Raw genomic sequence first — 23,932 nt, forward strand, 5'->3', positions numbered from 1 at the left:
GACTTTTTTCGCGATCGCTGATCACGGTGGCAAAAAAGAGACTGGTAGGGTTGAGTATCTAGTTTGAGTATTTAGGGGAGCGATCGCCGTCCACCTGTCGAGCCGCCTCAGTAGCGTATCTCGTCCATGTCTCGTCTTCACGTTTCTATTCGCTCAGATCTCAAGGGAGGGAACGAGCATTAGATGAGATAGATGAGAGCGATCGCTCCTTAGAGAACATTAGAAAATATTCAAGGAGCGATCGCTCTACAGATTGGGGCATAGCAAGATTGGCTATTAACATCACCATGCCCCAATAGGCTAGAAAACCTGTTTTAACAGATTCTAGTGATATCGGCGCTGGTACTAAGCCGCCACAAAATCACGACGACCGAGATCATCAGCACTGGTGCCAAGAACAAAGAGTAGGTTTTCTTGTCCTGCACGAATCAGCGTATTGCGACCCCGCTGAACCAAGGAAAGATCACCAAAGCTCAGACCATTGGATAGACCAATGCGATCGGTGCCTTGCTCAAAGTCAAACGCAATATCGCGTCCAGCCCGGCGACCAATCACAAAGATATCGACACTGGCTCCACCGATGAGGCGATCGTTGCCAAGACCACCGATCAAGGTATCGCGACCAGCACCGCCAATGAGGACATCATTCCCTGCTCCTCCCTCTAGTGTGTCATTGCCGGCATCGCCTAGGAGGCGATCGTTGCCAATGGCACCAATGAGGCGATCGTTGCCGTCACCACCCCGCAGGATGTCATTACCAGCACCGCCATTGAGAAGGTCGTTACCGATATCTCCAAAAAGGCGATCGCTCCCTGCCGCACCCAGCAAAGTATCATCCCCTGCTAGGCCCAAGATGACGTCATTACCGGCCAGTCCGTTGATCGTATCTGCATCAGGAGTGCCGGTGAGTACATCATTGCCTCGGGTAGCAAAGTCTGTGGCATTGTAGTTGATGCTGAAAATGGTGGTGCTACCGCTGACTTCGTTGGATACCACGAGTAAGGGAAAACCGGTGGGGCTATCCTGAGCAGAGATAAACACCAACCCTTCTGGCCCAAGCGGCCCAGCCATGCCTGCAGCGGCATCTCCTGCAAAGTCACGGGGGTTAATATACTCCACAAATTCTGCTGCAGATGGGTCAGTGATGTCATACACCATGACACCGCCAATGCGCTCTAGGCCGATAAAGGCGTAGGTGCGTCCGTTAATTTGCCCTAGGGTTACGCCTTCGGGCTCCGGCCCTTTGTTGTCGCTACGGCTCTCGAAGCTACCATTTTCGTCATTGTTGGCATTAAAGTCATTGGGGAGTTGTGCCGCCGTAATCTGTTCGAAGTCATCACCGCTATCGAACACAAGATTGCCTTGAGCATCCCAAATGGAGAAGGAACGGGAACCGTAGGCGTAGAGAGCCTCATACTCTCCATTTTCATTTTGCCCCAGAGTCGTGGTGACGGTTAGGCGGCCCAATTGCTCATCGCTTTGCAGATCCACAGCATTGGGGAAAGCCGTCGCATCTAAGGTAAGATCTGCGATTCGAGATTCTTCGGCAAAGCCAGCATAGTCACGAGCATCACCTTCGTTGGCACTAACGATGAAGGTTTGGCCACCCACGGAATAGGCAGCGATCGCATCAGGCTGATACATACCAAAGACTGGCCAGGGTTGAATATTGATGCTGTCATCGCGATCGCTGGCATCGATACCATTACCGGGTAAGCTATGGTCTTTAAAGCCCAAGGGCAGAATATCGGTAATCTGTCCTGTGGTTAGATCGAGAACTGCAAAGGCATTGTTTTCCTGCAGAGCAATCCAGGCTGTGGTGGAATCGGCGGAGACGGCGATATATTCTGGCTCAAAATCTTGAGAGGTACTGGCATTGGGGCCAAAGATCCGTACACCAGCCGCAATTAAGTCTTCTCTCTGAGCATCAAAGGCATTAAACGTTGCCGTAGTGACATTGGTTTGGGTGACGTTGGCAACACCGCCGGAGAGATCAATGATGCTAACAGAGCCTTCCGGATCGACAGTGTAGTCATCACTGGGTTCACCTTCGTTGGCCACCAAGAGCTTAGTGCCATCCGGCGTAAAGATGAGCATATCGGGCAGTGCGCCCACATCTACACTGCTGAGGGCCGTGGTGCCGTCGCCATCAGCGGCATAGAAGACAACCTGACCATTGGCTTGCTTGTCGGAGTTTTCGACAGCGATCGCCACGATGCCATTTTGTACCGCTACACTGTTGGCAGCACCACCGTTGCCAAATGCAGACACATCAATGTCGAATAACTTAACTGGCTGACTAGGATCACTCAGATCAAGCACTTCGATGGTAGCACTTTGAGCATTAACAACAAACAGCCGTTGAGTTGTGGGATCGTAGGCTGGAATTTCTGCGGCAGATTGACCAAATACACCGGTTTCGTAATTGCCAATCACGCTGAGTTGAATATCAACCATAATAATCTCTACTTACATTACCCACTGGGAACTGGACGAACATGTATCAAGCCCTCGTATTTTCACGGAAGCTTGACAGAAAAGATTGGGCCGTTGCCACTCTCCCACACAGAGATGAAGGTGCGGTAAATTTTACGTTAAGAAGAGGTTGAAATCGCCTGATTGAGCAGACTAAGGGGGTATGGCTACATTGAGGCATAAGGGACAACACCAACTCTCTGATGACCATGGCTATATCAACGTAGCTGCTTACAGAGATTGATACGTGCTCTCTAAAGCTTCGTTGATGGCCTTGCCATGACGGCAGTGCCAATTCTAAATAAGATAATGTATAACCACCATGACATGTGTGAATAAAGCCTAATGCCAATCCGCCCAATCCTGAACGCAGGCATGAGATTGTCCAACCCATTTAGTACCGCAAGGCAGAAGAACGAAGATAGAAAAACGAAGATAGAAAAACGAAAAGGACTTTCAGGACACACAAGGGTTCCTACCTTAGCAACTAGGCGGGTTACGTCCGCCTCAGAATACTCGTTCTACTCTGTTCAACCAGCTGGGGCCAGACACTATCGTTCCTGCGCGGGGCCATACTCTAAGCGGCGCTCCTGCACCCAGCTTAGTCGCAAGAGAAGAGTCGCAGGAGCGACTGAGCTGGTTGACTGACCAATTTTGTTGCCTAGGCTAGGTTGAGCAACGTAAAACCCAGTACCAGCTTAGATTCCGTTGGGTTACGCTGACGCTAGCTCAACCTACGAGAGAATCAGGATCGCAGGAGTTTTATCCGTCAATCAGGCGGCCGAGACAGGTGTCAAGGCGGGAGCGCTAGCACCTTAAGCGCTGGCAGATTCAGACATCAGGAACCAAACATTGATCTCCGGCATGGAGAGGTGCTGGCTGGGAGCGTCGCTGGTTCATCCGTCATGCTAATGGGCATCTTAGAGCGTTGATTTCTGAAGATTGAACAGAACCATGGGCGGCGATCGCCTCTTGAGATTCCACGAAGCCATAGATCTAGAGATCAAATCTAATGAAGAGGTCATGCTCTTAAGGGCAGAAACGGTCATTGGTGTAGTAGCCTAGGGAGAATGGTAATCCACTCTGGATTGCACCGGATGTCTACCGTATATCTACCGCTATAATTGGGCGATCGCTCTCGTTCCCACAGTCTACTCATCCTAAAAATCGTCCCAGATTTGGGTCAGATTGATTTGTATGATCGAAGAGTAGTCGCGCTGTGGGCGTGGGCAATGTCAAGAAACACGTTGAGTGTGTCTCCTAGGGCTATCCGTTTCTTAAGTTTGATGCTTAAGGTTAGGAAACGGGTCATGGAACGATGAAGGTATTCATACCCATCTCGTTCCATGGCAAACTACTAGGGTGTTTCTCCCGTTCAAAGCGCTATCGTACGTTGACCCTGCACACATCACGACCGTAATGCTTCATTGCCCCAACCATACCTGTCAGACTCGTAACCCAGAAACAAATCGGTTTTGCCAAGCCTGTGGCGCGTTTCTACCGAAACACTATCTGTGGGCGATCGGTCATGATGTGGATCAGTACCATCCCGGTGATATTCTTGCAAATCGCTATTACTGCAAGGCTCCCCGCATTTTCCTGGATACCCAACCTGGCATCAACCCAGATCCGTTTCAAGAACTGCCGGTGAACGTCAATGCCTACCTGAAGCTAGCGCCCTACCGGCTGCATGTACCCCAACTCTACGATGTAGTGGCAACCGGTACGGAAGGGAGCGCGATTGTGCTGGTTGATGATAGTCCCATAGACATCATGTCGTCGCTCAGCATTGCCGATACATCCCCCGATCTGCGCAATCCATCGCCCCCCGCCGAGGTGATGGTGCAATTACTGCCCACGCTCACCCAAGCCTGGCCCAAGGCGATCGCCCTCCGGCAACTCAACTGGCTTTGGCAGATCGCTCAGCTTTGGCAACCGCTGCAGCTTCAGGGCATGACCCGCACATTGCTGACGCCGGACAGTTTGCGCGTGGAGGGAGGAATTCTCCGCCTACTAGAACTCCAGGCCGATGACCCGAATACGCCAGAACTAAGTGAACTCGGTCACCATTGGTTGGATTGGCTGCCCCAAACGCAACCAGCGATCGCGCCTTTTTTTGAACACCTTTGCCGCCAGCTCACCCAGGGGCATATCCAAACCGTAGAGCAGCTCATCGGCCGACTGGATGCGGCCCTGGCCTTGGCAGGGCGATCGCTCACCCGTCATGTCACCCTATCTACCCAAACGGATCAAGGGCCCCACCGCAAGCGCAACGAAGATGCCTGCTTCCCAGCCAGCGGTAGTCTAGAACGCTATACCCTCAACTCCGCAACCGACCCTAGTCCCTTACCCATAGCGATCGTCTGTGATGGCATTGGCGGACATCAAGGCGGTGACGTGGCCTCAGGGTTGGCGATCGCCACTATTCAAGAGCAGATCCAGGCCCTCCAGCCCCATAACCTCACCCCCCTCAACCTCACCCTAGCGCTAGAGCAAGCTGCCTGTGCGGCCAATGATGTGATTAGCCAGCGCAATGACCAAGAGCAGCGCCACGATCGCGAACGCATGGGAACCACCTTGGTGATGGGCTTGATCCACCAGCACGAACTGTATATCACCCATGTGGGCGATAGCCGCGCCTATCGCATTTCCCATCAAGGCTACCACCAGGTCACCCTCGATGACGACATCGCCTCCCGTGAGGTGCGTATGGGCTACAGTTCTTTCCGGCAGGCCCTGCAGCAGCCCATTGGCGGCTCCCTCGTGCAGGCCTTAGGCATGGGGCCCTCAAGCATTCTGCGTCCTACGGTGCAGCGCTTTATCTTAGACGAAGACTGTATCGTTTTACTCTGCTCAGATGGTCTGAGCGATTTTGATCGCGTGGATGAATATTGGGATTCGACGCTGCTGGGTGTGTTGCAGCATAAGCTATCGGTGGAACAGGTAACTCGGGAGCTGGTCACCATTGCCAATACGCGCAACGGGCACGATAACGTCACTATTGGGCTGCTGTATTGTGCGGTCGAAGCGGCTCAGATGCCCACGATTCCCGCCAGCTTAGCGATCGCTCCTGATCCAGCCCCAACGACCCACCGCCCTGAACCTGCTACACCCACCCCCACGATCGCCGTTGAAACCCCTGCTAAGTCTGAATCACCCAACGTGGCTGCCCTCATCCTCAGCAGTTTGTTGCTGGTGGGGATTGGTGCCGTCATTGGTTATCTCCTGTTTCCCTCCGCCATTGAGCAGTGGCTGGTTCAATCCCCCGAGCCTGCTGCAGAATCCGCGTCATCGGAGCCAGAAGAACCCACGGCTACGTCTTCCTTAGAACCCTTGACAGAATTATCGACCCAAAACGTGATTCAACTGCGGCGTGCTCCCACCGATGGCGAGTTGCTGCTCTATGCCAATCCCCCATCTCCGACCACTGCAGCCGATGAGCCCGCTGCTAACCTAGAGCCCATCGGTCAGCCTGCCGTCGGCAGTGTCTTTTTAGTTCAGAGTCGCTCGGCTACAACACCTGGTATTCCTTGGGTGCAGCTACAGATTTGTTCGACCCCCACCGATGCTAGCCTTGGGCGCGTGAGTCCCGCTCCCCTCGATCCAGAGGCTGAGCCCGACCCGTCTAGTCCCGAGGTAGGCGGAGAGTCGCTCCCCACCTCTCGGGACGAGTTGTCTAGCGATCTCCTACAACCCGGTGATCAAGGCTGGGCTCTGGAGAGCGATCTCCTGCCGCTGGTTGACCGCTTGGCGGATCCAACACCAGAACTCTTGGGGACCTGCACGCCGCCCAATTCTTAGATCGCTAGACGGCCGCAGCTACCGGGGCGGGTTCATACAAATACTCAAACCAGTTGCCATCGGGGTCACGACCGTAGAACGATGCCGTGCCGTCTCGATGCTCATGGACTGGGGTGACATGCACGCCCTCTGCCTGCAATCGTTGATAGGCCGCATCAACCTCAGCGCGATCGCTAAACACAAAGCCAAAGTGGGGCCCAGCTTGGTCATACTGGGGACTGAGGAGGGCCAAGCCATCATCACCGGCTTTCAGGTAGGCCCAATCCGCATCTTTCCAGGCTAGCTCCATGCCGAGGCTTTGATAGAACTCCGCCGCGCGTTCAATATCGTCTACACAGATTGCCACGTGGCCAATTCGCTTCAAATTCATAGCATCCCCTTGACGTTTCAATCACACAACCATCCCTCACGACATCCCTTAAGGGCGATCGCTGCCTGTCTTCAGACACCCTTGGCAAGGCGTAGAGGGCTCTAGTTCTATTGTATGGCCGACGAGGGGAGGTGGTCATAGAGGGGGGCGATCGCCCCCGAGATGGCCGACCTCTATCGCGATACGATTATCTCAACCGCATCAATCCTGCGCTACCCATACGGACACAGAACCCGCCGGACAGCGAAAGTCAGCCCAGCCCTCCTCATTGGTGGTCACCGGCTCATCAATATGTTCAGTAATATCCACATAAACCTGATTAGCCCGGCCAACTTCCATCCACTTGCTGCCGTCTCCCCCATTGCTGAGCACCACTGCCACGCCTCCGGGATGTTCTTCATCTCCCAAACGTGTCCAGCCTAGGGTATTGGCATGATCGAAGTAGTCATACTGATCGCCATAGGCATAGTCTCGACGAACCTGTAAAAACTTATCGATCAGCCACTGATGGCTATCGAGCCAGATTTCATACTCCTGACCATCCCGCCCTACATCTTTGTAATGTGCGCCATAATAATCGGCTACAAAAATACAGGGGTAGCCATCAGTTCTGAGCAGAATCAGCGCATAGGCAATGGGTTTAAACCACCCTTCCACAACAGACTCAAGAGACTGGAGTGGCTGGGAATCGTGATTATCAACCAAGGTCACAGCTAAGGCAGGCTGATCCTTAACTAGCGTGTCATCAAAGATTTGACGCATATCATAGCTGTCACCTTGCTTACTTGCTGTACTAAAGTTGTAGTGCAAGGGTGCATCGAACAGCATTACATCCCCACCCGTCACCTCAATAAAGTGGTGCAGTGCTTCCACACCACCCGACCAATATTCCCCTACGGCAAACAATGGGCGCTCTGTATGTTGGCGCACATAGCTCAGCCATTCAGGAAAGAAGCTGGCCTTTACATGCTTCACCGCATCAAACCGAAATCCGTCTACCTGAGTCGTCTTCACATACCATTCTCCCCAGTAATCTAGCTCGCCCCGCACCTCAGGATGCCCCATATCTAGGTCGCAGCCCATCAGATAATCAAAGCTACCCTTTTCTAGATCCACCCCTTCATCAAAGGATTTTCCCTCAAAGAGATAAATAGCATCTTCCGAATCGTTGAGAGCATTGTAATCAACAGCATCAAAATGCCACCAATGCCACTCCATGGTGGAGTACTTACCTTGACGTCCAGGAAAGGTGAAGTGCGTCCAGGCTTTGATGGTTTGAGTTTCGCCCATGGGCTGGTGGCGATCGCCAGGATTGTAGGGACGTGCCTGAAACTCTTCTTCGTGATCAGCACCTAGCCTATGGTTAAGGACGATATCAGCATAGACTTCGATACCCGCTTCTTGAGCCGTCTTGATGGCGCTAATGTACTCATGCTTAGTACCGTACTTAGTCGGAATGGATCCTTTTTGATCAAATTCCCCTAAATCAAATAAATCATAGACTCCATAACCCACATCATATCCACCACCTGTTCCCTTATAAGCTGGGGGAAGCCACACTGCGGTAATCCCTGCGTCTGCCAATGTCTGAGCGTTTTCCGCCAGCTCATTCCAAAGGTTTCCTCCGGGAGGAGTATACCAATGGAAGTACTGCATCATGACACCATTTACATTTGCCATAAAAGCCCTTTGAAGTACCTTGAGGAATAGTGAACCCGAGATTGAGGAACAGCATGATCAGCCTCTAAAGCATAGCTTGATTCCTCTCCGTTGTGGCTATCGGCGATCGATGTGAATAGCACAAAAGTTTAAGCCAGGATTTACTCGCCCGGTCTAGTATGCTTCTCAGAAAGTAGTCAAGCTCGTTGATCATTCGCCTACCTGATATAAAATCTGGTTGACGCGCTATTCATTCAAGGCTTCGGCATTACCAATGGCTCATTCATGCTTTGAGCGATAGCCAGAACCCGTTGATGATTACGATCGCTCTGATCAGTTAAGGCAAACAAAAACCAGTGTCAAGTATTGCCGTCATGACTGATCGATTAGTTTGCTGTTCCAGCCATAAATAGGATCTATTTCATTTCGTAGAACTTCTTTATCCGAATCTGAAATATCCTGTTGCCCAGACTTATCCACGGCTGCAACAGATAGCAAAAAAATGCTTAGGACTATCGGGCTCCCTACCGCTGAGACGTTTTATAGCGTAGGTAGTCAAGAAAATTTGCCAACTCTACCAAAACCTCATCAGGCAGAGTATTCACTACCTCAACGAGATCTTACCGTTCTACAGTTGTTTCAGACATGGCTATCTTACTAATGACATAGCGTGTCCACTCTATTCTACCCTACCAAAAAGCAACATGGGAATATCATAACGGCACAGTTGAGCGGCAGTAAATATCTCTGAACTAAGCACTAAGATCCCCCGGCTGTCCGCTCCAATGAGGTGTTGGGCTACTGACTGTACCGCTAGGGCTATTAAGGCTCAACAACCACTCACTTGTAGTTTGTGGGGATAGCAAATGGACGATAGATAGATGTGCATATTCCTGTTGCCGAAATAGTGCAGGATACTTTTTACGATTTCGTTGATAGGTTTGCAACATCCATAGCAAGATAGACTCCTGACTAAAGAACGATTTCCAAATATCTTCACGATTGCCATTCCAAAGTTCCTCTTGTTTAAGCGATCGCTGCAATGTTCGCCGCAGCAGTCGTCCCATCACTAGCCAGAAAGAATAATCCAGAAACACTACTGTATCAGCTTGACCCCAAACTATGTCTCGCACTCCACTATAGTTGCCGTCTACAATCCAATGATCGCTGCTCACAGCCTTGGTCACTCGCTCTCGAAAAACTTGTTCTGAAGCTGCTGTCCAATTTGACTCCCAGTGGAGTGCATCTAACTCTATATGAGGAATCTGCAAGTGCTGAGCAACTTGTCGTGCTAGGGTTGTCTTTCCTGACCCCGTAGTCCCAATAACAGAAACTCGCTGACCGCAACTCTGAAAATTGTCTTGCATAAGCCTGATTTCTACACTGCAACTCTGCCAAAGCAGCTCAACGATGCCCATCATCCGCCGCAAATAATCTCTGTATCATAGTCAACTACCTCTCGGCGATCGGTGTTCATAGGCTTTGTTAGGCTGTGACTACTTACTACTTGCTTCAAGGAATTTATGAATATGGTGCGTTCCCAAAAATCTATCTGTGAGGTGATGGGAGTTGCAGTAGGGAACGCACCCTACAAGATCAGCGATCGCACTTAAAATAGGTGTACATCACCTGACATCGCCAACTCTTAGCTAAATTTACTTCCTCTTCAATCGAATTTGTCCAGAATTACAGCCAGGATCTGACCAAGGTCCACGGAGGAAAACCCTACCGTTAGAAACCGAAATCTGTAAGCGACCGCCTTTAATACACCAGCGAGATCCAGGCGGCGGATTTTGATCCGTAATTCGAATCTCCTTGAAGAGGAGAGCACCATTAACTACTCTGCCTCTTAGCGACATAACTCCAAAAACGCTTGGATTATTTAGATCAGTGATTACTGATGTTCCTGTAAAACGTGATGTTCCTATGCGCCTGAGACTCATTTCATAATCCCAGGTTCTGCCTGGTTGAGTTAAAAATCCTGCCCAATTTCCCCGAAAACGAGCAGGATTCAAAGATCTTGGTTGCTGACGAGTGTTGGAGACAGCAGATGAAGAACTACGTCCTAAACTTACTGAAGTTTTCAATTCCAATTCAGGAGCAGATAGAGGAGTTGAAGCTTGTCGTGTATTTGAAAAACATGAACATGACGAGACTTTGTTTTCAAACCTAACCTTGGCTGTCATCATAACGGTAAAACCTCATTGGACTGATTCTCAATTAGCCGCTAAATTTCTGACTGAGTTTTGACCAAAGACTGAGTAGCTTAACAATTTATTGGATGGATCCAATCTGCCTACATACCTCCTACCAGGTGAATATGCAGATTACTTGCAGCCTATCTACCCCCAGAGGGTAATTAGACAGCAAATAATTTGCATAATAGCCCTCTCTGGGGTAGATAGACAGCAAAGATCCGTATATCTTCCATTTTGCCATCAGCGGACTTCGCTATCCGGTTGATCAACCACCACGATTCCCACAGTTGCCATGCTATCGCCGCCTATAGTTTAGACGGCATAACGCATAACTGCTGGGGGTTTGCGGTGCGTTACGCTGCGCGATCGCACCCTACGTCCAGTGTTGCTTCCCATTCAATTGGTATGAGGGCCAGACCAATCCGAATTGGAGTTCGCCTCGTAACAAGAGTGAGACCCTTACAAGAGAACACTGATTATGATTCCTACATCCAAGCAGGCGCTATCTCGCCGTCAAATCCTGGCTGGGGGTGCGATCGCTGGTCTATCTGGCGCAATTGGCCTATCGTTGCTCAAGCCGCGTTCTGCTATGGCTTCCGAGGACGATGTAGCCAATGATCTAGGCATTTTGAACACCGCTCTGTACTACGAACACCAAGCCATCTGGGCCTATGGCTTTGCTGCTCCTCAACTGAGCGAAACCGAGGTTGGGCAGGCTGTCTTGGCGCTTGCACTCAGAAATCAAGCCGACCACATGGAACACCGGGATTTACTAGCCTCCGTGATCACCAGCTTGGGCGGAATGCCCGTTATGGCAGAAGAGAGTTACGACGTTTCTGCCTACATTGAAGCTGGCGAAGGTAACCTAGACTCGGATGTGAATATTGCCAAGCTAGCTCTGGCGCTAGAGGTCGATGCAGCGATCGCCTATGGCAATGAAGCCGCTCAGTTCAAAACCCCTGCCTTGGTTACCGCTGGGGTCTCCATTGCAGCCACCGAGTCTGCCCATGCTACGGCCATTCGCGCCGCCTTTATTTCCCTCGGCGTAGATATTTATCACGTGCCTGTAGCGTTTATCAATGGCGACACTCGCAGTGAGTGGGTGTTGATGGTTGAATAAGATTTTGAGTTAACCGAGGAGCGATCGCTTTCATAGGGGGCGATCGCTTGTCGTATACCAGAGCTCAATGCCCTACCAGGGCAGCACCTCGCCATTGGCGTGCCAAAAGGTGCCGGTTGTTTCTAGATTGAGCGCATCAATCCGTTCTAACAACCCATTCACAGAGGTTTCAGGCGTAATGCCGCCGGAGGTAAAGCCAGTCATGCGGGTGCTCACAAGCCCTGGATGAAGGATGCCGACCGGAATACCACGGGGTTTTAGATCGTGGGATAAGGATTTACCTGCCATAGATAAGGCAACTTTCGACATGCGGTAGCCATAGGAACCACCGGAGGTATTATCGGCGATCGACCCCATGCGACTGGTCATGATGATCACCTTGGAGCCGCTGTGGAGATTGGGCAACAGAGCTTGGGTAACCCGCAGGGTGCCCAAGGCATTCACCTCAAACTGCTGACGAATACTCTCGAAGTCTAGATTTTCCAGAGTATTGCGCTGCAAGATGCCGGCGTTGTTGATCAATACATCAATCTCAAGCCCATCGAAGCGATCGGTTAGGTCGGCCACCGATCGGTCAGATGCAATATCAATGCCGGTTTCGACCTGCACTCCTAGCTGCTTCAGCTCATTCGAGGGTGTACGACAAACGGCGATCGCTGTATCGCCCCGTTCTTTGAGTTGGCGGCAATATTCGTAGCCGATGCCGCGATTTGCTCCCGTGATGACGTAGATTGCCATGGCTGATCCTGGAATTCACCAATGGCCAGTGTACCGAAAGGCGATCGCCCTTGGAGGACTTCTCACACCCCTCAGGGCTACAAGAATTGACATTTCCTAGGCCACAGACCACTCTCAGGACGTTTAGGATTGAGATTAGGATTGAAATTCTGAAGCTACAATCATGGATCCAATCCCAGCATCGGTGAAAATTTCCAAGAGCAGCGCGTGGGGAATGCGGCCGTCGATGATGTGAGCTGCCTTGACGCCCTGGGCCAGCGATCGCACACAGCAGTTGACCTTAGGAATCATGCCGCCGCCGACAACGCCAGAATCAATCAATTGCCGCGCCTGTTGAATGTCCAGTTTGGCAATTAGGGTAGCTGGATCGGTGTAGTCTTGCAAAATGCCTGGGGTATCGGTGAGCAGGATCATCTTCTCGGCACCTAGGGCTGCGGCCATTTCGCCCGCCACCGTGTCGGCATTGATGTTGTAGGCTTGCCCAGTTTCATCGGCGGCCACGCTGGAAACAACCGGAATGTAGCCGCTGTTGACGATCGCTTCAATCACCTGGGTATTCATGGCGCTCACTTCGCCCACAAAACCGATACCCGCTTCGCCTTGGGGACGGGCGAGGATCATGTTGCCATCTTTGCCACAGAGCCCGATCGCGGCCCCGCCTGCCTGGTTAATCAACGACACAATTTCCTTGTTCACCCGACCCACCAAGACCATTTCCACCACATCCATGGTGGCGGCATCGGTGACCCGCAGGCCATTTTTAAACTGGGGCTCGATATTCAGCTTGGTCAACCATGAGTTAATTTCCGGGCCGCCGCCATGCACCACCACCGGCCGCAATCCCACGCAGGCCATGAACACAATGTCCCGCATCACCTTGGCCTTGAGGCTGCTATCTTTCATCGCCGCCCCGCCGTATTTCACCACAATGGTGCGTCCAGCAAATTTTTGAATGTAGGGCAGGGCCTCGCTCAACACGCGAACTCGGGTAGCTTCGTCTCGTTCGATATAGTTGCTATCGTTATCGTTGATCATGGGCGGCTTGGTGGCAAAGGGGCGAAGATGGGCACAACCGATGGAGCATAACGCTCAACTGTCAGAGATTTTGGCAGAAAGCAGGAGCCAATGGCGATAATGTCATGAAATCCTTATCGTTTTACTCTGCGGTGGAGTGGGGTGGCCGCAGGATGGCGCGAATGCGATCGATCACTTGGGCAGCGATCGCTTCTGGCGCTTGGGGTTCGGTCACTGAAATCGTTACATCTGCCTGAGCATAGAGCGATCGCCGTTGGTTGAGCAAGGTTTGCAACACCTGTTTAGGATCTGGTGCCTGCAGCAGCGGGCGGGCCTGATCGCCCTTGAGGCGGTCGTAGAGCAAATCGACGGAAACATCGAGCCAGACGACGACTCCATGCTGTAGATAGCTCCAGTTCTTGCGCTCGATCACAATGCCGCCCCCCGTGGCGATCGCCATGCGGGTGTAGCTGGCGAGCTGGCCCAACACTTGGGTTTCTAGGGCACGGAAAGCCGATTCCCCATCTTGGGCAAAGATAGCGGAGATGGGCTGTCCCGCCGCCTGCTCGATCACCGCGTCCGTGTCGGCAAAGCGGTAGCCGAGGTCATGGGCCAAAATCTTGCCCAGGGTACTTTTGCCAGCACCCATCATGCCGACCAGGTAGAGGTTGGTTCCCTTTAAAAAATCATCCACGGTGCGCCGCTTGCATATCGAGTAATTGGACAAAGGCCAGCCCCAGAGGGGTGACCGCGCCCCTGATTCTAGCGTCAGACGGGGACAGGGGGCTATGGTGATCGGCCGTTCGTGAAACGAGGCATTTAACCGCGATCGCCTTCCCCGCTATGATAAAGAGCGTTGGGGAATTCTGCCCCCTTTTGTTTTGGTGAGTGCTATGAGCAGCTATTTTCGGCCAGCGGTTACGGCCATGACTGGATACATTCCTGGGGAACAGCCCCGGCCGGGCACCCCGGTGATTAAGTTAAATACCAACGAAAACCCCTACCCGCCTTCTCCAGAGGCGATCGCGGTTTTGCAAACCTTGGACAGCGAGTGGCTGCGGCGCTATCCCACACCCTACGCCGACGATTTTCGTCAAGCGGTGAGCCAGGTGTTTGCCGTGCCCATGGATTGGATCATGGTCACCAACGGCAGTGATGAACTGCTGAACCTGCTCGTGCGGGCCTGCGCCGACAGCGATCGCCCCGTGGTCTATCCCACACCAACCTATGTGCTGTACAAAACCCTAGCTGAAATGCAGCCAGCGAAGGTGCTAGAAATTCCCTACGAGGATCACCATCGTTTGCCTGTGGAGGCATTGATCGCCGCCCAGGGTGCGGTCACGTTCATCGCCTCACCTAACAGTCCCTCGGGCTATTCGGCACCCATCGCCGATCTGCGCCAGCTTGCGGCCGGGCTATCGGGAATCCTGGTGGTAGACGAAGCCTATGTAGACTTTGCCGAAGAGACGGCGCTGTCTCTGGTGCATGAGTTTGAGAATGTGATCATCAGCCGCACGTTGTCCAAGGGCTATTCCCTGGCAGGTCTACGGCTCGGGTTTGGCCTGGCCCAACCAGCTCTCTTAAGCGGATTATTCAAAATCAAAGACAGCTACAACGTGGATGCGATCGCTTGTCTCGTGGGCGCAGCCGCCATGCGGGATCAGGCCTACAAAGATGCCTGTGCAGCCAAAGTGAAAGCCTCTCGACAAACCTTAGCGATCGCCCTGAAGCAGCTCGGTTTTCAAGTGCCTGAGCATGTGCAGACCAATTTTCTGCTGGTCACCGTCCCGTCCCATGGCAACGCCGGCGCGCTCTACCAAGGGTTGAAGGATCGCGGCATTTTAGTGCGCTATTTCAGCCATTCGGGATTAGAAAACAAACTGCGGATCACCGTCGGCACCGATGAGCAAAACCAACTGCTGATCGAAGCCCTGAGTTCGCTGCTGTAATCAGGCATGTGAGGCAAGAGGTTTGGCAGGTATAGCTGTGACTAGGCGCGGAGGCTAGAACGCGATCGCTTGCGGGTGCGGCGGCCTTGCAGAGCCACTTGGCGCACGAAGTCGGTCAGCCAATCCTTGACGCGGTAGGTGGCGATGCAGTCGTCTTCGTTGTAGCGCAGGATGGTGTCGAGATAGGAGCGATCGCCGGTGGTCATCCACTGGTCATACCAATAAATCGCCTGAGCCCCGTTCGCATCGGCATCCCGCCAGCTAAAGCCAATCCAGCGGGCAATAGACTTGAGGGCATAGCTTTCCACGGGCATAGTAGCCACGCGGGTAATCCGTTCGTGCAGGTCTACAAACCGGGACAGCAGCGGCAGCAGCCAGTCTCCCTCAACGGGATAGCGATGGGCTAACCGTTTCACCGTTTGCACCTCATAGGGACAGAAGTGGAAAATGGGCGCATCGGGATAGCGCCACACTAAGTCGAGAAACTGGTACCAGATCGCCGCTTCTTGGTCGGGATGCTCAGCTAGGAGCGGATGGAACACCTCGGTGCCCGCCTGCCGATCCACCACCAGCACCCCATGCAGGTAGATCAGATCATGTTCGGGGGCAGCTTCAATGTCAAAATACAGCTCCACCGGTGCAGTGGGTAGCTCCTCTGGCGTGAGCAATAGCCCATCTAGGGTATCGAGGGATTGATGGGGATCCGCCGAGTAGGGCAGGGCAATGTCGTAGAGCAAGGACTGGGCTTGGCGCACCATTTTACGAGCCACCACCACCCCAAACCCCGGCAAGCCTTCAAGCTGGCTAGCATCCATGGCCGCGAGGGCCTCGACATGGGTTAACTGTAATTCTTCAAGCTGCTGATAGCGGCTGGGCGTCACCCCTGGCAACAGGGAAAGATGCTGCTTCGTTTGGGCAATGCCATAGCAATGGCTAAACCAATGGCACAGATCACAACGGTTGCGGGCAATGAACACCTCTGGCTCAGCCTGCTCTAGCAGCATCGCCACACAGCCTTCTAAGACATCATCTAGGCGCAGCAGCCATTCCTCTAAATTTACGGCGTGGGGCGATCGCTCCCGCAACACTAGCCAGCTCGTATCTGGAGCCACCCCCTGCACCTGCGTCAACACAAAGGCATGGAACGCTGCCACCACTTGGTAGTCTGTTTTGGGACGCTTACCCAGCTTGATATCCGTGGGTACATACATCCAGTCGCCAAAGATCGAAGCGCCGGGCTGGCGCACGAGCATCTTAGGACAACTGACCAACTGCACGCGATCGCCGTAGGGCATGGTCAGCACACCGTAGGCAATCCGGTCTACGCCTTGGCGCATCAGATCCAGGGTGGCTTCTGCCCCAGCAGCCCAGTCTCTCCGAGGATAGCGGGGACGCTGAATCGGAGCATCTTCCATCACCGCAAGCTGATATTCAACGCTATCTTGGCGCAGCTTGGCTAAATAATCGTTGGGTGTATCCCGGCGGCTGGCATCTCCGTAGGTATCCAGAAAGGCCCGACGGTTGCAGCGCTGGTAGTGAAACAGCAGATCATCCGTTACCCACAGAGGAGCGATCGCTGCTGATGTATCGATATGGGGCGATCGCTCACTAGGGATAGGCATGGAGACATTCGAGGCTGACCGTTGTGACTCAGCCCCGTCAATCCTGAGTCGGTGGGGCTTAGCCGTCAAAGGTCGTCGTCATCGGACAAGAACAAGGGCTCAGCACAGCACGACCGTTCATCGGAACGGGCTGAGCGGGTCTAACCGGAGGAGAAATCCAATCCAGAAGCTGAACTATCACGTCTTCAACCAACATCACAGAGGTTCTTCATGCATCAAACCTGATGGACTGACCCATCGTTTCCCTCATCCCTAGCCCCTTCTCCCACAGGGATCACGGGAGCAAGAAGGGTGTTTCTAAAGCCCCTCTACCGTCCTGGGAGAGGGGTTTGGGGTGAGGGTCTTCGAAGTTTCGTCAGCCAAACAGACATCAAACCCATCCAGATCAATCCAGGTATGAGTTCGACCTAGAGCTGATCAAGCTTGCTCTTATGCTAACAGCCCGCTAGCAGATCTTCCAGTGTCTGACCGAAGTTGCGAGGAGCGATCGCCCGATCGCCCCCCATACCCCTTAGGCAGCCCGTTGGGAAACGCGGCCGTCAGCTACAACAGGTAGAGCAGCAAGAACAGAATGATCCAAATGACATCGACAAAGTGCCAGTAGATCTCCGCTGCTTCGATGCCAAAATGGCTGCTGCTGGAATAATGCCCTTCCTGACGCGATCGCCAGAGCACCGCCAAAATTAGCACCAGACCAAACAGGACGTGTAACCCGTGGAAGCCGGTGAGCACATAGAAAGTGCTGGCGTAGAGATTCGTCTTCAGACCAAACTCTAAGTTGCTGTATTCATAGAGCTGTCCTGCCAGGAAGATGGCTCCCATCACCGCCGTGATGCCAAACCAGAGGCGCATCCCCTTGGTGTCGTTGTTTTTAATCGCCGTATCCCCCCGGTGGAGCACAAAGCTACTGGCGATCAGAATCAGGGTATTAATGCCCGGCAGCAGCAGCTCCCGCTCCGGGGTACCCGCTGGCGGCCAAACGGGGGTCACGGCCCGAAAGGTGAGATAGGCCAAAAACAGTCCGGCAAAAATCATGCCTTCTGCAAACAGAAACACGAGGATGCCGAAAATGCGGTGGTCGGGATGGTCTTCATGGTGACCGCCCGCTTCCGAGGGATAGTTGAGCGGCGACTGGGCCGTATCAATCGTAGAACCTTGCATAGTGGTATGGGGATGATTCCAATGGGGTCAATACAAGTGGGATGCGATCGCCTGTCTCCGTAGGTCGAACCAGGGATCTGGAACAAGCGATCGCGATCGCCCTAGCTAGAAAGCACTGGGGTGTCTGTGGATGAAGCCTCAAGGTCTTCGTTGTTTTTGCCGTAATCATAAGGGCCGGTTGTGAGTACAGGAATGCCCTCAAAGTTCTCAATCGCAGGTGGCGACGTAGTTTGCCACTCTAGGGTGAGCGCATTCCAAGGGTTATCCCCAGCCGGCTTGCCCTTAAACCAAGACCACAGCGCATTCACAATGAACGGCACCGTAGACACCGCCAAAATGTAGCTGCCGATGGTGCAAAGCACATTCAAATCCGCAAAGCGGGGATCATACATCGCCACCCGGCGGTTCATCCCCAGCAGCCCGAGTTCATGCATGGGCATAAAGGTGAGGTTCATGCCCACGAAGGTCAGACCAAAGTGGATGCGTCCCCAGGTTTCATTCATCATGCGCCCCGTCATTTTGGGGAACCAGTGGTAGAGGGCGGCGTAGATGCCAAATACCGATCCGCCAAACAGAACGTAGTGAATGTGGGCCACGATGAAGTAGGTATCGTGGACGTGAATGTCAAAGGGTACGGAAGCAATCATCACCCCGGTAATCCCACCAATCACAAAGGTGGCGATAAATCCTAGGGCAAACAGCATGGCGCTGTTCAACTGAATCTTGCCGCCCCAGATGGTGGCTAGCCAACCAAAAACCTTGATCCCCGTTGGTACGGCAATGATCATGGTGGCAATCATAAAGAACATGCGCAGCCAGGCCGGCGTGCCGCTGGTGAACATATGGTGGGCCCAAACAATCAGCCCTAGGAAGCTGATGATCATGCTGGAGTAAGCGATCGCTCGATAGCCAAAGATCGGCTTACGGGAATGCACCGGCAAGATTTCGGAAATCGCCCCAAACAGCGGCAGAATCATGATGTAGACCGCTGGGTGGGAGTAGAACCAGAACATATGCTGATAGACCACCGGATCGCCACCGCCGGTGGGGTTGAAGAAGGCGGTGCCGGCCAATAGGTCAAACGCCAATAAAATCAGCGCTCCCGCTAGAACCGGGGTGCCGGTGAGAATCAGCAAACCAGCGGCCAGCATCGACCAGCAAAACAGCGGCATTTGGTAAATGCCCATGGAGGGCACCCGCATTTTGATGATCGTCACCACAAAGTTGAGCGCCCCGAGAATCGACGAGGTACCCAAAATCAGCAGGCTAAAAATCCAGATGCCTTCGCCCACCTTGCCCGAGACCAAACTCAGGGGTGGGTAGGACGTCCAGCCAGACTGGGGCGTTTCTAGCCAAAAACTAGAGAGCAGCAGCGCACCACCCGCCACAATCATCCAAAAAGCCAGGGCGTTGATTTTAGGAAACGCCATGTCCTTGGCCCCAATCATCAACGGGATCAAGTAGTTGGCAAGACCGGCTCCGGCAGGCACCACCCACAAAAAGATCATGATGGTGCCGTGCAGCGTCAACATGCCGTTGTAAAAATCGGGGCTGACAAAGTCCGACGGCGGGGTAGCCAACTCAGTACGAATGGCGGTGGCCAACGCTCCACCGATCAGATAAAACACAAACGAGGTAACGAGGTATTGAATACCAATGACCTTGTGGTCACTATTGAATGTAAAGAAGTCTGTCCACTTGCGTTCTGCTTCCGCATGGTGTGCAGGTTGGGCGGGGACGGACGCTGGAATATCAACTTGTGTCATGCGTCAGTTATCAAGTCACGTCAAGGTCTGCAATGGATCGTAGGCAGGCTAGCTTTAAGAGCCTCTTGAGGCTTAGAGCGATTGGGTCAACACCTCAGCCCCTGCGTGGGACTCATGGAGCGATCGCAACATTTCAGGCTCCAAACCCATATCGTCGGCGTAGGGCGTGAGGTAATCCACATCCGTACGAGGGCGATCGAGGGAGGCAATTACCTCATTGATATCTGGGCGGCTAGCAATTTGTTGCTGCTTCCAGGCTTCAAACTCCTCCGGCGTGTCCACATACATGCGCGTCACCATCGAGCCATGGTAAGCGCCACATAGCTCAGCGCAGATGACCGGATAGTCGCCGGCACGGGTTGGGGTAAACCGCAGTTCAGAATCTCGTCCAGGAATAGCATCCTGCTTGAGGCGAAACTCAGGTAGCCAAAAGGCATGAATGACGTCCTGGGCCTTGAGCTTCAGCCGAACATCCTTGCCTTGGGGCACATGTAGTTCACCCGAGATGATCCCTGTTTCGGGGTAGGTGAAGATCCAGGCATATTGCAGCCCCATCACATCAACGGTGAGATCGGCCATCTGCCCAGCCTTTTCCGGTGATGCGCCAATCCCCAGCGCCATATGGTGATGACCACCATGGGAATTGCTGCCATCCATCAAAGGAGCTGCATAGTCACCCTCTCCCGTCATGGCCACCTGAGTGACCGCAGGATCCCCCGCAGCGTTGGGATCAAAGCCGCCCATCTGGGAATATACGTCAAAACTATAGACCCCAATGACTAGCACAATCACCGCCGGAATGCCTGTCCAGACAATTTCTAGGGGAATGTTGCCATCAATATCCGGGCCGTCGGTGGTGTCGTCCTTGGCACGGCGGAATCGCAGAATCGCGATGATCAGAACACCTTCCACGAGCAAAAACAGCCCGATGGAGATGGTCATCATGGTGTTGAATAAGCCGTCAACCAGTAAGGCTTCGTTGGAAGCGGCGACAGGCAGTAGCCCATGGTTTTGTCCATACCACAGGCTCACTAGGGTTAGGGCTATGCCCGCCAGCATGGTGGCAATACTACTCGGAATTTTCACAGTTATTGGTGTTGAGAATTCGGCAAACGGTGGAACGGTGGTGAGAGGCTGACGTTGAGAAACTAACGTCGAGGCACGGTGCAGATGCTTAGGGGTGAGGGTCTAGGTGCAGCGATCGCTCAAGGAAACAGCAAGACTGTACGGGTGTGATGAAGGCGATCGCCATGCCCCTGTCTGCCACATCTTGATGCCCCATGCACCCGCGTCACCTGAAACCCTTCAGAGGTGCTACGAACCATGACCATGCAGCATCAAGTTCAGCATCAAGAATACACAGGACGTAGAGTCGTGGTCGTTCTACCGCGAGAAGCCACTACGCTTACCACGTTAAAGCAGTCCTTTGATTTTCGGGAGCGTTGTAAGGCATCTTTAATCTTTTCCCCAGATCCAGCGCAGCAGACAGCGGCTAAAGTGTGGCGATCGCTACAACTGACTTGAACGCATTCCAGGGATATTGCAACACGTAACAAAATCCTGCGCTTTACGAACAATCATTTCTAAAGATTTTCTGTAAAAACATTGGGATTTTTACCCCACAATCCGAAGAAATTCCAAAAGCTTTCCCCAGAGCCGAATAGAGTCATTAAAGTGTAGGGGTTAGACGCTAGGGCAGGACGTGGCATCTCTTAAACTTTCTTCACACATTTCAGCAACCTGCTGCCAACCTTGATGCCAATCCGTCCAGTTCAGCCTCGAACGAGGTCTGACTAGATCTGACTACCTAGATAGATATGAGATCTGCCTAGATCTAACCGTCTGACATCTTGTTCCCCGCAAGGAACCCTTCAACTCGAATCTATCCCGAATCTGTTCCGAATTTATGGTGACTTTGGAGACGCTTGCATGACAGACTCCATCCTGCAGCCCACTATCTCAACTGCCTTGGCAACCCCCTCTGTAGCGAAACCGCTGCCGATAGACCGGGTGCGACGCTTGCTATGGAAAATGGCGATCGCCACTTGGATCTTGATGGCCATTGGCAGCGCCACCCGCGTCATGAATGCCGGCTTAGCCTGTCCCGATTGGCCCTTATGCTACGGCACTCTCTTTCCTGGCCAGCAGATGAACCTCCAGGTCTTTTTGGAGTGGTTCCATCGCCTAGATGCTGCCTTGATCGGGGTGATGGCGATCGCGTTGGTGGTCTACAGCCTATGGCAGCGAGCCGCCTTGCCCAAGTGGGTACCCTGGGGGGCATTGCTAGCCTTAGGGCTGATTATGGCTCAGGGACTGTTAGGCGCTCTGACTGTCACCCAACTCCTGCGGTTTGACATTGTCACCGCCCACCTCGGGACGGCCCTGCTATTTTTTATCACCCTGCTGGTGATGGCGAGCTTGCTCTTGCCCTATCAACGCACCGGCACCGTGGGGAATTGGCCCCAAGTCAGCCTAGTTGCGGCTCTGCTGATCTACACCCAGAGCATCACGGGGGCGCTAGTCGGATCCCGCTGGGCTCTGCACCAATGTTTAGCCGGTGGCAATACCTTTTGCACAGTGCTGCAAAGCCATGTCTTGGGCGTGATCCCCGCCAGCCTAGGCACCTTGATTTTGGTGATTGGCGTTTGGCGCACCCCGGCCCTGCAGGCGAGCCTGCGGCAGTTAGGTTTCATGGCTCTGGCGCTGCTTTGCATCCAGGTGGGTCTGGGTCTATCCACGTTTTATGCTCACCTGCAAATTGAGCTGCTCACCGTTGCCCACCAAGCCGTTGGCGCGGCCCTCCTAGGTACCCTCGTCTGCTTCACGGTGCTAGGCAGCCGCGATCGCTGTCTTCCCTCCATTTCGCTGGGCGATCGCGTGGGTGCTTGAGCGATCCCCACCCCTTGGCAGCCTCACCAACGTTGCTATCCTCACCAAACTTTCCGCCCCGATTTCTACCGTTGCGAACCCTTGGGACTTGAACTGAATGCATGAATCCGTCTTACATCCATCCCCTCGGCACCATACCAACATCTGGCAGGTGCTCCGTAGCTATTGGCAACTCACCAAGCCACGCATCATTATCCTGCTGCTGATTACCACCGCTGGCAGTATGTGGATGGCCGCCGAAGGCCAGGTTGACCCCGTCCTCTTGCTCGTAACCCTGCTGAGCGGAGCCTTGGCCGCCGCCGCCGCCAATACCATCAACTGTCTCTACGATCGCGACATTGACTATGACATGGAGCGCACCCGCCATCGCCCCCTACCGTCGGGACGGGTGCAGCCCCGCGATGCTCTGGTGTTTGCCATTGCCCTAGCCGTCATCTCCTTTACCCTGCTGACGGTCTTTGCCAATTTGCTGAGCGCCTGCCTGGCCATGTCTGGGATCGTCACCTACGTGCTGGTCTACACCCATTGGTTGAAGCGCCACAGCACCCAAAATATTGTGATCGGCGGTGCCGCTGGTGCTATTCCTCCCCTAGTAGGCTGGGCTGCGGTAACCGGCGATCTGGGCTGGCCCGCCTGGATCTACTTCATCATCATTTTCCTGTGGACGCCCCCCCACTTTTGGGCTCTGGCGATGATGATCCGCGAAGACTATGCCAAGGTCGGTGTCCCCATGCTGCCGGTGATCCACGGCGAGGTATCCACCGCTCAGCAAATTTGGGTCTATACCCTGCTGCTCGTCCCCGTGACCCTGCTGCTGGTCTATCCCTTTGGCGTTCTGGGTGCGTTCTACGCTCTGTCGGCGCTGATCCTAGGCGGAATCTTTGTGGGCAAGGCCTGGGCGTTGCTGCAGGAGCCAGCGGATCTGCAATTGGCGCGATCGCTCTTCAAATATTCCATCTTTTATATGATGTTGCTGTCGGCGGGTATGGCCGTGGATAGCTTACCGGCCACCCACGCCTTCGTAAGTCAGCTAACAGAAACTCTGGATATGGTCGTCAGCGCTGTGCCGATCAATCAAATTCGCGTCCCGTAAAAAAGCTTCACACTTTAGAATAGAAGGCAGAGTCTTTCATGTGATGGCGATCGCATTGGCGGACATGATCCCCAAGC

The 23,932-nt window shown here is 53.4% G+C and carries 17 protein-coding genes and 2 pseudogenes; 6 read left to right on the forward strand and 13 right to left on the reverse strand.

All coding sequences use genetic code 11. The features are described from left to right. Positions 1 to 345: 345 nt before the first annotated feature. Positions 346 to 2,457: a choice-of-anchor I family protein gene (locus tag JUJ53_RS12645; RefSeq protein ID WP_204152379.1), complete on the reverse strand. Its 2,112-nt coding sequence runs from the start codon at positions 2,455 to 2,457 to the stop codon at positions 346 to 348. Between the two features lie 1,437 nt (positions 2,458 to 3,894). On the opposite strand from JUJ53_RS12645, the gene JUJ53_RS12650 reads away from it, so the two are divergent. Then, complete coding sequence (locus tag JUJ53_RS12650; RefSeq protein WP_204152380.1) at positions 3,895 to 6,276, forward strand: protein phosphatase 2C domain-containing protein; 2,382 nt, start codon at positions 3,895 to 3,897, stop codon at positions 6,274 to 6,276. Between the two features lie 4 nt (positions 6,277 to 6,280). On the opposite strand, the gene JUJ53_RS12655 is transcribed toward JUJ53_RS12650, so the two are convergent. The 5 genes and pseudogenes from JUJ53_RS12655 to JUJ53_RS12665 all read right to left on the reverse strand — a co-directional run bounded on the left by JUJ53_RS12655 (position 6,281) and on the right by JUJ53_RS12665 (position 9,672). Next, the gene (locus JUJ53_RS12655) at positions 6,281 to 6,646 is read right to left on the reverse strand and encodes a VOC family protein (RefSeq protein WP_204152381.1); all 366 of its coding nucleotides are present in this window, start codon (positions 6,644 to 6,646) and stop codon (positions 6,281 to 6,283) included. A 201-nt stretch (positions 6,647 to 6,847) separates the two neighbouring features. Beyond that, a complete protein-coding gene (locus tag JUJ53_RS12660) occupies positions 6,848 to 8,326 on the reverse strand; it encodes an alpha-amylase (RefSeq protein WP_204152382.1) in 1,479 nt (492 codons plus the stop codon). Between the two features lie 242 nt (positions 8,327 to 8,568). Next, positions 8,569 to 8,681, reverse strand: a pseudogene (locus JUJ53_RS25495) (VapC toxin family PIN domain ribonuclease); the annotation flags it as partial. Continuing rightward, positions 8,678 to 8,910: pseudogene (locus JUJ53_RS25500) on the reverse strand (hypothetical protein). The pseudogenes JUJ53_RS25495 and JUJ53_RS25500, both read right to left, overlap by 4 nt. 147 nt (positions 8,911 to 9,057) lie before the next feature. Further along, on the reverse strand, positions 9,058 to 9,672 hold the full coding sequence (locus tag JUJ53_RS12665; RefSeq protein ID WP_204152383.1) for an AAA family ATPase: 615 nt from the start codon (positions 9,670 to 9,672) through the stop codon (positions 9,058 to 9,060). Between the two features lie 1,309 nt (positions 9,673 to 10,981). Here JUJ53_RS12665 and JUJ53_RS12670 point away from each other — a divergent pair. Continuing rightward, a complete protein-coding gene (locus JUJ53_RS12670; protein ID WP_204152384.1) occupies positions 10,982 to 11,623 on the forward strand; it encodes a ferritin-like domain-containing protein in 642 nt (213 codons plus the stop codon). Positions 11,624 to 11,695: 72 nt separating this feature from the next. Here the strand turns inward: JUJ53_RS12670 and JUJ53_RS12675 are convergent, their stop codons facing one another. From JUJ53_RS12675 to JUJ53_RS12685, 3 genes are all read right to left on the reverse strand, one after another. After that, a complete protein-coding gene (locus tag JUJ53_RS12675; protein WP_204152385.1) occupies positions 11,696 to 12,361 on the reverse strand; it encodes an SDR family oxidoreductase in 666 nt (221 codons plus the stop codon). Between the two features lie 135 nt (positions 12,362 to 12,496). Further along, positions 12,497 to 13,396 carry an acetylglutamate kinase gene (argB, locus tag JUJ53_RS12680; RefSeq protein WP_204152386.1) on the reverse strand — a complete coding sequence of 300 codons (900 nt, stop codon included), beginning with the start codon at positions 13,394 to 13,396 and terminating at the stop codon, positions 12,497 to 12,499. 121 nt (positions 13,397 to 13,517) lie between these two features. Then, on the reverse strand, positions 13,518 to 14,069 hold the full coding sequence (locus JUJ53_RS12685) for a shikimate kinase (RefSeq protein ID WP_343327947.1): 552 nt from the start codon (positions 14,067 to 14,069) through the stop codon (positions 13,518 to 13,520). 199 nt (positions 14,070 to 14,268) lie between these two features. On the opposite strand from JUJ53_RS12685, the gene hisC reads away from it, so the two are divergent. Beyond that, complete coding sequence (hisC, locus tag JUJ53_RS12690; RefSeq protein WP_204152387.1) at positions 14,269 to 15,324, forward strand: histidinol-phosphate transaminase; 1,056 nt, start codon at positions 14,269 to 14,271, stop codon at positions 15,322 to 15,324. A gap of 41 nt (positions 15,325 to 15,365) precedes the next feature. On the opposite strand, the gene JUJ53_RS12695 is transcribed toward hisC, so the two are convergent. The 4 genes from JUJ53_RS12695 to JUJ53_RS12710 all read right to left on the reverse strand — a co-directional run bounded on the left by JUJ53_RS12695 (position 15,366) and on the right by JUJ53_RS12710 (position 20,959). After that, positions 15,366 to 16,946 carry a TM0106 family RecB-like putative nuclease gene (locus tag JUJ53_RS12695; RefSeq protein ID WP_204152388.1) on the reverse strand — a complete coding sequence of 527 codons (1,581 nt, stop codon included), beginning with the start codon at positions 16,944 to 16,946 and terminating at the stop codon, positions 15,366 to 15,368. A gap of 543 nt (positions 16,947 to 17,489) precedes the next feature. After that, the gene (locus tag JUJ53_RS12700) at positions 17,490 to 18,107 is read right to left on the reverse strand and encodes a heme-copper oxidase subunit III (RefSeq protein ID WP_204152389.1); all 618 of its coding nucleotides are present in this window, start codon (positions 18,105 to 18,107) and stop codon (positions 17,490 to 17,492) included. 101 nt (positions 18,108 to 18,208) lie between these two features. Next, entirely contained in the window at positions 18,209 to 19,873 is a 1,665-nt protein-coding gene (gene ctaD, locus JUJ53_RS12705; protein ID WP_204152390.1) for a cytochrome c oxidase subunit I, read from the reverse strand. Between the two features lie 72 nt (positions 19,874 to 19,945). After that, positions 19,946 to 20,959, reverse strand: a complete 1,014-nt coding sequence (locus JUJ53_RS12710; RefSeq protein WP_204152391.1) for a cytochrome c oxidase subunit II — start codon at positions 20,957 to 20,959, stop codon at positions 19,946 to 19,948. 237 nt (positions 20,960 to 21,196) lie between these two features. Between JUJ53_RS12710 and JUJ53_RS12715 the strand changes: the two genes are divergently transcribed. From JUJ53_RS12715 to JUJ53_RS12725, 3 genes are all read left to right on the forward strand, one after another. Then, positions 21,197 to 21,397 carry a hypothetical protein gene (locus tag JUJ53_RS12715; protein WP_204152392.1) on the forward strand — a complete coding sequence of 67 codons (201 nt, stop codon included), beginning with the start codon at positions 21,197 to 21,199 and terminating at the stop codon, positions 21,395 to 21,397. Between the two features lie 405 nt (positions 21,398 to 21,802). Next, on the forward strand, positions 21,803 to 22,762 hold the full coding sequence (locus JUJ53_RS12720) for a heme A synthase (RefSeq protein ID WP_204152393.1): 960 nt from the start codon (positions 21,803 to 21,805) through the stop codon (positions 22,760 to 22,762). A 97-nt stretch (positions 22,763 to 22,859) separates the two neighbouring features. After that, positions 22,860 to 23,855: a heme o synthase gene (locus JUJ53_RS12725; protein WP_204152394.1), complete on the forward strand. Its 996-nt coding sequence runs from the start codon at positions 22,860 to 22,862 to the stop codon at positions 23,853 to 23,855. Positions 23,856 to 23,932 lie beyond the last annotated feature (77 nt).

This window comes from Leptolyngbya sp. CCY15150 (assembly GCF_016888135.1).
Lineage (GTDB): Bacteria > Cyanobacteriota > Cyanobacteriia > RECH01 > RECH01 > RECH01.

Excerpts from the sequence above, each read along its gene's own strand:
- JUJ53_RS12645 (WP_204152379.1), bottom strand. The coding sequence starts at position 2,457 with ATGGTTGATATTCAACTCAGCGTGATTGGCAATTACGAAACCGGTGTA.
- JUJ53_RS12650 (WP_204152380.1), top strand. The coding sequence starts at position 3,895 with ATGCTTCATTGCCCCAACCATACCTGTCAGACTCGTAACCCAGAAACA.
- JUJ53_RS12655 (WP_204152381.1), bottom strand. The coding sequence starts at position 6,646 with ATGAATTTGAAGCGAATTGGCCACGTGGCAATCTGTGTAGACGATATT.
- JUJ53_RS12660 (WP_204152382.1), bottom strand. The coding sequence starts at position 8,326 with ATGGCAAATGTAAATGGTGTCATGATGCAGTACTTCCATTGGTATACT.
- JUJ53_RS12665 (WP_204152383.1), bottom strand. The coding sequence starts at position 9,672 with ATGCAAGACAATTTTCAGAGTTGCGGTCAGCGAGTTTCTGTTATTGGG.
- JUJ53_RS12670 (WP_204152384.1), top strand. The coding sequence starts at position 10,982 with ATGATTCCTACATCCAAGCAGGCGCTATCTCGCCGTCAAATCCTGGCT.
- JUJ53_RS12675 (WP_204152385.1), bottom strand. The coding sequence starts at position 12,361 with ATGGCAATCTACGTCATCACGGGAGCAAATCGCGGCATCGGCTACGAA.
- argB (WP_204152386.1), bottom strand. The coding sequence starts at position 13,396 with ATGATCAACGATAACGATAGCAACTATATCGAACGAGACGAAGCTACC.
- hisC (WP_204152387.1), top strand. The coding sequence starts at position 14,269 with ATGAGCAGCTATTTTCGGCCAGCGGTTACGGCCATGACTGGATACATT.
- JUJ53_RS12695 (WP_204152388.1), bottom strand. The coding sequence starts at position 16,946 with ATGCCTATCCCTAGTGAGCGATCGCCCCATATCGATACATCAGCAGCG.
- JUJ53_RS12700 (WP_204152389.1), bottom strand. The coding sequence starts at position 18,107 with ATGCAAGGTTCTACGATTGATACGGCCCAGTCGCCGCTCAACTATCCC.
- ctaD (WP_204152390.1), bottom strand. The coding sequence starts at position 19,873 with ATGACACAAGTTGATATTCCAGCGTCCGTCCCCGCCCAACCTGCACAC.
- JUJ53_RS12715 (WP_204152392.1), top strand. The coding sequence starts at position 21,197 with ATGACCATGCAGCATCAAGTTCAGCATCAAGAATACACAGGACGTAGA.
- JUJ53_RS12720 (WP_204152393.1), top strand. The coding sequence starts at position 21,803 with ATGACAGACTCCATCCTGCAGCCCACTATCTCAACTGCCTTGGCAACC.
- JUJ53_RS12725 (WP_204152394.1), top strand. The coding sequence starts at position 22,860 with ATGCATGAATCCGTCTTACATCCATCCCCTCGGCACCATACCAACATC.